This window comes from Faecalibacterium sp. An121 (genome assembly GCF_002160915.1).
Lineage (GTDB): Bacteria > Bacillota > Clostridia > Oscillospirales > Ruminococcaceae > Faecalibacterium > Faecalibacterium avium.
In genome coordinates this window covers 1-869 of the sequence record NZ_NFLM01000054.1, presented here as the reverse complement: position 1 = coordinate 869, position 869 = coordinate 1, and the positions used below count along the sequence as shown (strand labels likewise).

Here is an 869-nt window from a genome sequence, read left to right as displayed (position 1 = left end):
CTCTATCTTTTATACACCATAAGGAGGAAAAATTCATTATGAAACTCAAGAAGATTGCTTCTCTGGCGCTGGCCGGCATCATGGCCGTCAGCATGCTCACCGCTTGCGGTGAGGGCACCGGCAACGGCAACAGCGGCTCTTCCAGCAGTGAGCCTACTGCTCCCACTGGCTATACCGCTACTATTTATAGCCTGCTGAACAGCAAGTCGAAGTCTGTGATGAGCAGTGAGGCCAGCAATATTTTGAGCCTTGCAGTTGATGCAAGTGCAAAAGCACTGGACAATGATACTTTCAAAGAGAGCAATAAAAATCTGTCTGCCGTGGATGTCCAGGGGCATGTTAGTGGAAATTCTGAGACCGCTGTAAGTGAAATGGGTCGCAATGTTGACGGCAAGTGGTCTGTATATGGCATTAAGTCTGGAGAGGATGATGATATCACTGACTATAGTTTGACACTGAATGATGGCGACACAAAAGTCTTTGTTATGCTTGCTCCTACTTCTCTGAATGATACTCAGATTAATTCTGGCGTGGCTGGCATTGTGAATGGTTTGGTTGAAGACCTGGATACAAACAATAAAACTTCGACTGTCAGCTATAAGATGAGCGCTGATCGTGAACTGATTGGCTCCAGCAATGCGGGTATTTATCTGATCGCAGTTGCAATTTCTATGAACGAGACTGCAAAGGCTTAAGAATCTACTTATAACACCCCCGGGGCACCATACCGGGAGATGATATAAGGGGCGGGCGGGTGCCAGAGACCACCTGCGCGCTCGGGTAAAACACCCATCCGATGTGGCGGCAAAGAGGAATAGAACCAATATTCCTTCTGTTGTTGATCGCACCAAAACAAAAGAACTTTTGCG

General features: G+C 47.2%; 1 protein-coding gene. It reads left to right on the top strand.

Going from position 1 to position 869, the window contains the following annotated elements; genetic code table 11:
• The first annotated feature begins 38 nt into the window (after positions 1-38).
• Positions 39-695, top strand: coding sequence for a hypothetical protein (locus B5E66_RS12670; protein ID WP_087233851.1), 657 nt, complete (start codon positions 39-41; stop codon positions 693-695).
• Positions 696-869 lie beyond the last annotated feature (174 nt).